This is a genomic window from Pseudomonas sp. p50(2008) (genome assembly GCF_015351605.1).
GTDB lineage: Bacteria > Pseudomonadota > Gammaproteobacteria > Pseudomonadales > Pseudomonadaceae > Aquipseudomonas.
The window spans coordinates 1-1,948 of the sequence record NZ_JACMYF010000035.1 but is presented as its reverse complement, the minus strand read 5'-3'; the positions used below and the strand labels follow the sequence as shown (position 1 = coordinate 1,948).

General features: G+C 58.6%; 1 protein-coding gene. It reads left to right on the top strand.

Features of this window, described 5'->3' with window-relative positions; genetic code table 11:
* Positions 1 to 1,948 (top strand): immunoglobulin-like domain-containing protein (locus H7698_RS31045; RefSeq protein WP_328803789.1); only part of this gene is annotated, 1,948 nt, incomplete at both ends.

Sequence of the window (1,948 nt, the reverse complement as noted above, 5' to 3'; positions counted from 1 at the left end):
CCTTCGCCGCCGGCGAAACCTCGAAAGTGCACTCTCTGACCGCGCAAGGCGATGACGTCTACAAAGACGGCGAAACCGTCGAGCTGGGCGTTAGCAATGTCACCTCCGGTGGCACCGCGCTGGAAAACCTGGTGATTGGTAACCCAGGTTCGGTAGTCGTTAGTGACACCCCGAGTGAAGTGGTTGCGACCCTGACGGCCGACAAAACCACCGTGGCGGAAGGCGGGCAGATCACCTACACCGTGACCCTGACCAACGCAGCCGGCTTGCCAATCAATAATCACGGTGAACTGACGTTCACCCTGACTGACGGCACGGTTGTCACCGTTCCAGCGAACGGTACTTCCGGTTCGTTCACCATCACGGCCCCGGATGACATCCTGGTCGGTGGTCAACCGACCATCGTCAACAAACTGGAAAGTGTCGAAGGTGCGGGCAACTTCGAGCAACTGACCCTGGGTCAGAATTCGTTGGAAACCACGGTTACCGATGAACCGGGTACCGGCACACCAACCGACAATCAGGGCGACAAAGTCGCTATCTCCATCGTTGGCAACGGTCCAGTCCTGGAAAATCAGGCGCCAAGCTTCACCATCACGTTGGACAAGGCACAGTTGGTGCCGCTGACCGTGACCCTGAGCAACGGCCAGACCGTGACCTTCGCCGCTGGCGAAACCTCCAAAGTGCACTCGCTGACTGCGCAAGGTGATGACGTCTACAAAGACGGCGAGACCGTTGAGCTGGGCGTTAGCAATGTCACCTCCGGTGGCACCGCGCTGGAAAACCTGGTGATAGGTAATCCAGGTTCGGTGGTCGTTAGCGACACCCCGAGTGAAGTGGTTGCGACCCTGACGGCCGACAAAACCACCGTGGCGGAAGGCGGGCAGATCACCTACACCGTGACCCTGACCAACGCAGCCGGCTTGCCAATCAATAATCACGGTGAACTGACGTTCACCCTGACTGACGGCACGGTTGTCACCGTTCCAGCGAACGGTACTTCCGGTTCGTTCACCATCACTGCCCCAGATGATGTTCTGGTCGGCGGTCAGCCGACCATCGTTAACAAGCTGGAATCGGTAACCGGTGCCGACAACTTCGAGCAGCTGACCCTGGGTCAAGGCAAACTCGAAACGACCGTTACTGACGAACCAGGTACCGGCACACCAACCGACAATCAGGGCGACAAAGTCGCTATCAGCATCGTTGGCAACGGTCCAGTTCTGGAAAATCAGGCGCCAAGCTTCACCATCACGCTGGACAAGGCACAGTTGGTGCCGCTGACCGTGACCCTGAGCAACGGCCAGACCGTGACCTTCGCCGCCGGCGAAACCTCCAAAGTGCACTCGCTGACCGCGCAAGGTGATGACGTCTACAAAGACGGCGAAACCGTCGAGCTGGGCGTTAGCAATGTCACCTCCGGTGGCACCGCGCTGGAAAATCTGGTCATCGGTAATCCGGGCTCAGTAGTCGTCAGCGATACTCCTAGCGAAGTGGTTGCGACCCTGACCGCCGATAAAACCACCGTGGCTGAAGGCGGCCAGATCACTTACACCGTGACCCTGACCAACGCCGCCGGCTTGCCGATCAACAATCACGGTGAGCTGTCGTTCACCCTGACTGACGGCACGGTTGTCACCGTCCCAGCTAACAGCACTTCGGGCTCGTTCACCATTACTGCCCCTGATGACATCCTGGTCGGTGGTCAGCCGACCATCGTCAACAAGCTGGAGTCGGTGACGGGTGCTGATAACTTCGAGCAGCTGACCCTGGGTCAAGGCAAACTCGAAACGACCGTTACTGACGAACCAGGTACTGGCACACCAACCGATAACCAGGGCGACAAAGTCGCTATCAGCATCGTTGGCAACGGTCCGGTCCTGGAAAACCAGGCACCGAGCTTCACCATTACCCTCGACAAGGCACAGTTGGTGCCGCTGACCGTGAC